At 59.8% G+C, this 6,460-nt stretch carries 8 protein-coding genes and 1 pseudogene; 6 read left to right on the top strand and 3 right to left on the bottom strand.

Annotated elements, in window-relative coordinates:
* Positions 1–58 precede the first annotated feature (58 nt).
* Positions 59–409: a type II toxin-antitoxin system PemK/MazF family toxin gene (locus FJ398_25020; protein MBM3841156.1), complete on the top strand. Its 351-nt coding sequence runs from the start codon at positions 59–61 to the stop codon at positions 407–409.
* Between the two features lie 237 nt (positions 410–646).
* On the opposite strand, the gene FJ398_25015 is transcribed toward FJ398_25020, so the two are convergent.
* The 3 genes and pseudogenes from FJ398_25015 to FJ398_25005 all read right to left on the bottom strand — a co-directional run bounded on the left by FJ398_25015 (position 647) and on the right by FJ398_25005 (position 1,787).
* Positions 647–844 (bottom strand): type II toxin-antitoxin system HicA family toxin, encoded by a 198-nt coding sequence (locus tag FJ398_25015; protein MBM3841155.1) that lies wholly within the window; start codon positions 842–844, stop codon positions 647–649.
* Positions 841–1,047 (bottom strand): type II toxin-antitoxin system HicB family antitoxin, encoded by a 207-nt coding sequence (locus FJ398_25010; protein MBM3841154.1) that lies wholly within the window; start codon positions 1,045–1,047, stop codon positions 841–843. Before FJ398_25010 ends, FJ398_25015 begins: the two co-directional genes overlap by 4 nt.
* A gap of 56 nt (positions 1,048–1,103) precedes the next feature.
* Positions 1,104–1,787: pseudogene (locus FJ398_25005) on the bottom strand (prepilin-type N-terminal cleavage/methylation domain-containing protein).
* Here FJ398_25005 and FJ398_25000 point away from each other — a divergent pair.
* The 5 genes from FJ398_25000 to FJ398_24980 form a co-directional block, all read left to right on the top strand.
* Entirely contained in the window at positions 1,644–2,144 is a 501-nt protein-coding gene (locus FJ398_25000; GenBank protein ID MBM3841153.1) for an NUDIX domain-containing protein, read from the top strand. The pseudogene FJ398_25005 and the gene FJ398_25000 sit on opposite strands and share 144 nt — an antisense overlap.
* A gap of 529 nt (positions 2,145–2,673) precedes the next feature.
* Positions 2,674–3,159, top strand: a complete 486-nt coding sequence (locus FJ398_24995; protein ID MBM3841152.1) for a MarR family transcriptional regulator — start codon at positions 2,674–2,676, stop codon at positions 3,157–3,159.
* A 30-nt stretch (positions 3,160–3,189) separates the two neighbouring features.
* Positions 3,190–4,065 (top strand): DUF393 domain-containing protein, encoded by an 876-nt coding sequence (locus tag FJ398_24990; GenBank protein ID MBM3841151.1) that lies wholly within the window; start codon positions 3,190–3,192, stop codon positions 4,063–4,065.
* 12 nt (positions 4,066–4,077) lie between these two features.
* Positions 4,078–4,413, top strand: coding sequence for a hypothetical protein (locus FJ398_24985; protein ID MBM3841150.1), 336 nt, complete (start codon positions 4,078–4,080; stop codon positions 4,411–4,413).
* 7 nt (positions 4,414–4,420) lie between these two features.
* A partial coding sequence (locus FJ398_24980) for a hypothetical protein (GenBank protein ID MBM3841149.1) occupies positions 4,421–6,460 on the top strand: 2,040 nt, incomplete at its 3' end.

The following is a 6,460-nucleotide window of genomic DNA, read 5'->3' as shown; positions in this document are numbered from 1 at the left end:
GCATGGAAAATGAGGAGTGGTGCGCATTTTCGGATGACGATCTGGTTCAAAAGTGGCAATGAAACAACCGGGGCAAATTGCCGTGCTTTCATTCCCACAGACGGACCTTATCCAAGGCAAACGCCGCCCGGTGTTGCTTTTGGCCCAACCGCCCGGGCCCCATGATGATTGGTGGGTTTGCATGCTTTCCACGCAGTTAGATCAGGCTGTGCCCGATTTTGATGAAATACTTCGTCCAGGTGATTCCGACTTTGCAACGACTGGTCTCCGACAGGAAAGTGTGATCCGCGTCGCGCGTGTTGCAGTCGTCGCTTCGCGGCAATTGATTGGCGCTATCGGTGCCATCTCGGCGGAGCGACTGACTCGTATTCGCGACAAGCTCGTCGATTGGTTGAAAGCAGCCGCGTGACCGGCTCCGAAAGGACGAAGGCCTTGGGTTGGCTCGCGCCGTGGCCATGAGCAGGACCGCGCTCTGCAATAGATACTCGGCGGCAGTTCGACGTAGCTGCCTTTACCGTCGAGTTCGAGAACTCTGTTGAGCGATCCGCCCTCGCCCAGCTCCGGCGTGACGGGTTGAGCGTCCAGGTCGCAGAAGGGGGCGAGCACAAGGCAGCCATGAGGGCCACGGGTGGGGCCAGCGTCCGGTTCACCAAGTCAGGTTCGCGTCGCGGGCGATTGCCGCAGCCAGTCCAGGCTTGAGGTCCTTGTTTCCGTGGACAGGGACCGTGATGATTTTGCGTTCGCCAGGTTTCCCAAAGATGTGGTGGCTGCCCCTGATTCGTCTGAGAGTCCAGCCCGCTTCGCTCAGTAACCGGCACATCTCGCGGCCGGAAATGGGCCTCATAGGGAAAGCTCGAGCACCTGCACTTCAGGGTCCGGCGACCGTCCCTCCGTGCGAAGCACTTCCAGGTAGCCGCTAATGGCCTCGCGCAGGTTGCTCTGCAACTCCTCGATCGTCTCACCCTCCGAATAGCAACCCGGCAAGGACGGGACCTCACCCCAGTATCCACCGGTCGTTTCAGGGTGAACCACAATCTTGAAAACCATGTTGTGATTTTACTCATGGAATCTGAATTGCTCAAGTTCACTTCGGAAGTGCGACTGGCGATGATGGCGATGACGACCAGGAGTTCGATGAGGGTGAAGGCGCGGGGAAGCAATGACGAATGACGAGTGACCAAGGACGAAAGAATGTCCAAAGCACGACTGCCAAATACCGCGCGGCTTCGGTGCCCGGAGCGGATTGGGTTATTCGTCATTCGGACTTCTTTCGTCATTCGGATTTCGACATTCGTCATTGGATTAGCGCCTTGCAGCCGCCATGCCGGACGAACGCGAAGGGCACGCGGGATTGATTTGGAAGGCGTTACGGCAAAACGGCTGCCTGGCGCAATGGAGGCAGTTGTGTTCAAGCTGTTCGCTGGTGAACACCTTGAACACCCGCGCCGTCGCGTTGCCAACTTTCTTTGTAACGCTGACATTCCTGTCGGCAAGGACGGAGGCATTCTTGCCTCCCGTTCTTGCAGAGCGCTGAAACCTGGAGCCTCGAAAGGCTCCTTACTTGACGGTCGGGGGACCGGCGTTACGCGTGCTTTCGCTTGTGGAATCCTGGTCTTCTTCCGGTAGCATCTCGCCACGCTAACATGACTCTTGATCCACGTTCCCCACACACGCGGAGAACCCGAACCAGCGCCGGCCTGCTGATGTTCCGAATGCGCGAAGGTCGTTTGGAGGTTTTCCTCGCGCATCCGGGCGGGCCGTTGTTCGCGCGCAAGGACGAGAACCATTGGAGCATTCCCAAAGGCGAACTAGATCCCGGCGAGGATCTGCTGGCCGCGGCCATCCGTGAATTCAAAGAAGAAGTCGGGATCGAACCCACCGGCGAGTTCCTTCCACTCGGCTCGATCCAGCAGAAGGGCGGGAAGGTGGTGCACGCGTGGGCGTTTCGCGGAGATTGGCCGGATGGCCAAAGCCATCGCTGTAACACCTTCGAAATGGAATGGCCGCCGCGCTCCGGCAGAATCCAGCAGTTCCCAGAGATCGACCGCGTGGAGTTCTTCCCTCTCCCGGAGGCGCGGCGAAAGCTGAAAGCGACTCAGCATCCCTTCTTGGATCGACTGGCCGAAGCGCTGGGCGCGCTGTAAAGCAGACCGGTGCCGTACGTTTGGCAGGGCTGCGCTGCCGCGCAGCCGGTCTTCTGTCGATCCGACGGCGCTGGCAGGGACGGATTCCACTCCGTCCCTGACTAATCCTTGAGGCGTCTCTTGAAGGGAGAGAGGACAACGGAAAAACCAGGAGCCTCCGTTGGTCCATCGTCTCTTCCTGGGCAGTGGTCTGCCTCGAGGCTTGATTTGGGACGGAGTGGAATCCGTCCCTACCCACGCTAAACACGCACTTGGAGAGAAGGACAGGGTGAGGGGAAAGGAAGCGAACTTCGCTGTGGCGCATTGGATTTGGCGAACAGGCCAAACCCGTGCCTCCGCTTCAGATGAAGGACGGGTTAGCCGTCGGAAGTTCGGGGGCAGTGTGGGGATTTACCCCGCTGAGCCTGGTCGCCAAAAAAACTTGTTGACGCAATTCTTATTGACGGTAATTTCTGTATAGACAGAAATTACCGTATCTATGAACAAACTCTCGCCCGTTCAGCAGCGGTTCATCCTTCATTGGGGAGAGATGGGCACACGCTGGGGCATCAACCGTACCGTCGCCCAGATTCACGCGTTGCTTTACCTCTCGCCCAGGCCCTTGCCCGCCGAGACCCTCGCCGAGACGCTGGGCGTCGCGCGTTCGAACGTCAGCACCAGCCTCAAAGAGCTGCAGGGCTGGGGAATCGTGAAGCTGGTTCACGTGCTGGAGGACAAGCGCGACCATTTCGAGTCGATGAAAGAGGTGTGGGAAATGTTCCGCATCGTCCTGGACGAGCGGAAGCGGCGCGAGATCGATCCGACCGTGGCCGTGTTGCGCGATTGCATCACCGAAGCCGAGAAGGACGAAGCGACCGACGAATACACCGAACAACGCCTGCGCGACCTGTGCGCCTTTTTTGAAACCACCACCGCGTGGTACGCCCAGATCCGTCAATGGCCCACCGGCGCGCTGACGCGGTTTGTGAAGCTCGGCGACAAAGCGCGGAAGCTGTTGGGAATCGCGAATGATTGAGTGAGAACAAGTTTTTGGCTCCATGATTCTGTGAATACTGAAATTACTGATAATGGAGGCGCAACGCGGCCCAACGCCTGCGTCCTTTACGACGGCGCCTGCCCAATGTACACGCGACTGGCCCGCCGTTTCGCGCCCGTCCTCGGACGTCGCCAGTTCGATTTAGCCCCGCTCCAAACGCCCTGGGTCCGAGCGCGGCTCGGACTGGGATCGGACGAGCTGCTTCGGGAAATGCGGCTGCACACGGGCGACGGCCAAATATTCGGCGGAGCGGATGCGCTGGTGCAAATTGCGCGCGCGATTTGGTGGGCCTGGCCTTTTTATGCCATGATGCAACTCCCCGGCGCCAGGCCGCTCCTCCGGCTCGGTTACCGTTGCGTGGCCAACCGTCCTCTTGAACCGCTGAGAGTCCCCCTCACCCGTCCTGCGGACAGCCTCTCCCCCACTGGGAGAGAGGGCCGGGGTGGGCGGTTCGTGGGAAGCTTTCTTGGCCTCAGGGCCATGCGCATGGCCCTTGCACCGAAAACCGTGCGGACCGCAGCCTTCAGGCTGCTTTTACGCACTCTCCGGAGTCGAGCGTTGAAGCGGCCTAAAGGCCACGGTCCGGAGGAACGGTTCATGGGAAGCCTGCTTGGTTTCAAAACCATGCTCTCGCCTCATGAACCCGGCAGGGCGAGTCCGTCCCGGCGAGCCGCTCGACGTGACTGGAACACGTCCGACTCGGCTCGCTGGGGACAGGCTCGCCCTACCGTCAGGTTCATGGGAAGAAACCCAAACCACAGCCGCGGCTGGCGAAGTTGGTTGTTCACGATCCTCTTCACGGCTGGTCCCGCCTTCTGGTTTTTCCATCCACCGTTCATGAACCATGTCATGCTGCCGTTTCTGAAAGTGATCGGCGCGTTCTGAAGAGAGACCGCTATGAAACTCAAAACCATGCTCCGGATCGCGGGTGCGCTCCATTTCTGTGTTTTGATCGCCAGCGCGCTCGTGCCGCGCGGCTTGCACTGGCGCGAAAACCTCGCGCCGCTCCCGAGGTTGGTGCGGCAGTTGTTCTGGGTTTACGGCGCCTTCATTGTGCTTTGCATCGCCAGTTTCGGGACGCTCACACTGCTCCACGCGACTCGAATGGCTGAAGGTGACGCCGTGGTGCGGTCGCTTTGCGCGTTTATTGCGCTTTTCTGGCTGACTCGGCTGGGCGTGCAGTTGTTCGTCGTTGACGGGAGAGGGGAGAACTCTCAGGCAGATTGCTCGTGAAACCAAAATGAAACTGAAACTTTCGGATCTGTGGCGGTGGAACGGCACAATCAACCGCGCGCAATATGTCCTCTGGGGCGCGTTGCTCTTTGCTATCAAATACAGTCTGGATCGCTTCGTGTTGCGGATTGCGTTCGATCGCGACTGGTCGGTCGCTGACTATTTCCGGGGCTCTGCGCCGTTCCAAGCAAAGGAACCGGCCGCTCAAGCCCCGATTCTTCTGGCGCTCTCGCTTCCGTTCTTGTGGGCGGGTACCGTGCTGACCTTGCGCCGGCTGCGCTCGATTCAACGTCCGCTGTGGCTCGTGGCGTTGTTTGTCATGCCCGTGTTAAAATGGTTCTTGTTTGCGGCGCTGGCGATCTTGCCCGCGCGCACGGCTGATGGACCTTCTTCTGATCGCCGGACTAGAACCATCTCCTGGCTGGATCGCCTGATTCCGGAACAACCACTCGGCAGCGCGCTCCTGGGGCTGGGCGTTTCACTGGTCTTGGCCGTGGGCGCGACCGCCTTGGGGGCGCAATTTCTGAGAGTCTATGGCTGGGGGCTCTTCGTGGGGACACCGTTCGCCATGGGATTCATCACCGTCTTGATCTACGGATATCACCGGCCTCGATCCTTCGGTGATTGCATGGTCGCGGCGCTCCTGGCGGTGGCTTGCGCGGGCGCAGGTCTGCTCGCGTTTGCTTTCGAAGGGATCATTTGCCTCTTGATGGCGGCGCCGTTGGCGGGCGGCGTCGCGCTCATCGGCGGCGCGATGGCTTATTTCATTCAAGCGGGGCGCCGCGAAGACACACCGAAACTTGCCTGCGCGGCGTTTCTCACAGTCCCAATGCTGCTCGGCCTCGAACACTGGAAACGACCGCCCGCTCCGGTAATGGAAGTGAGAACCACTGTCGAGGTGAATGCCAATCCTTCTCAAGTCTGGCAGCACGTGATCGCGTTCGCGGATTTGCCGGAACCGACCGAATGGCTCTTCCGGCTGGGGATCGCTTATCCGAAGCGCGCCGAAATTCGCGGCCAAGGCCCCGGCGCCGTGCGGCACTGCGTCTTCTCGACTGGAGCTTTTGTTGAGCCCATTGAAATCTGGGAGGAGCCGCGGCTGCTGAGATTTGCCGTGACGCAAAATCCCGCTCCTATGCAGGAATGGACGCCGTATCATCACGTGCATCCACCGCATTTGGATGGCTTCCTCGTTTCGACCGGCGGTCAATTCTCCCTGGAGGCCCTTCCGGGCGGGGGCACGCGATTAGAAGGAACGACCTGGTACTACCATCACCTGTGGCCGGCGAGCTACTGGCAGCTTTGGTCGGACTTCATCATCCACTGCATCCATCAACGCGTGCTGAACCACATCAAGACGCTCGCAGAACATGAGTCGAAAGGAGGATTTGAATCGGCTGCCCCTGCTGGTCCGCGAGGTATTCCAAGTTCACGTTTGGTTCATCTCCGTCACGTTGATCATTTTTGCGGTGATGACCTTTCGCTTCGCCGGCGAAATGAATGCGAATCCGGTTTGCCGCTGGCTCGCCGCCGGCATCGGACTTTTCTGGGCGCTGAGAATGGTGCTGCAATTCGCGTACTACAGCAGCAGTCACTGGCGCGGACAACCTGGCCGAACCGCGATTCATGTGGCGCTGCTCGTCATTTACGGCGGCTTCGCCGTGATCTATTTGGCGGCAGCCTTTGGGCGCCGATTTTGCGCGTAAGGACGAAATACCACGAACCTGTCCATGATCATCCACGAGGGAATGGGGAGCACACGCGCCCCGCGTGTTCCGACCGGCGCCTCGCCGGTCGGACCGTCGTTAAAAGCAGTGACGAAAACGATGGCTACTCCTCTCGAATATGCGTGGTCGGCGGGGGCGCTGACTACTGCAGGCGAGGGCGCGTGCGGTCCCCATCTAAACTGCACCGAAAAGCACCGCATGATTCCGCCAACCGGCCTATCGCACGCTCCAGCATCCGCGACACTGCTCAGCGATCTGGCTCGCGAACGCTTCCTCGCGGTGGAAGGAAATCCGACCTATCTGTGCGCATGGCCTCGCGG

Source organism: Verrucomicrobiota bacterium (assembly GCA_016871535.1).
GTDB lineage: Bacteria > Verrucomicrobiota > Verrucomicrobiia > Limisphaerales > SIBE01 > VHCZ01.
The sequence above is the reverse complement of the archived record's forward strand: the minus strand, read 5'-3'. Positions and strand labels throughout refer to the sequence as shown.

Excerpts from the sequence above, each read along its gene's own strand:
- FJ398_25020 (MBM3841156.1), top strand. The coding sequence starts at position 59 with ATGAAACAACCGGGGCAAATTGCCGTGCTTTCATTCCCACAGACGGAC.
- FJ398_25015 (MBM3841155.1), bottom strand. The coding sequence starts at position 844 with ATGAGGCCCATTTCCGGCCGCGAGATGTGCCGGTTACTGAGCGAAGCG.
- FJ398_25010 (MBM3841154.1), bottom strand. The coding sequence starts at position 1,047 with ATGGTTTTCAAGATTGTGGTTCACCCTGAAACGACCGGTGGATACTGG.
- FJ398_25000 (MBM3841153.1), top strand. The coding sequence starts at position 1,644 with ATGACTCTTGATCCACGTTCCCCACACACGCGGAGAACCCGAACCAGC.
- FJ398_24995 (MBM3841152.1), top strand. The coding sequence starts at position 2,674 with ATGGGCACACGCTGGGGCATCAACCGTACCGTCGCCCAGATTCACGCG.
- FJ398_24985 (MBM3841150.1), top strand. The coding sequence starts at position 4,078 with ATGAAACTCAAAACCATGCTCCGGATCGCGGGTGCGCTCCATTTCTGT.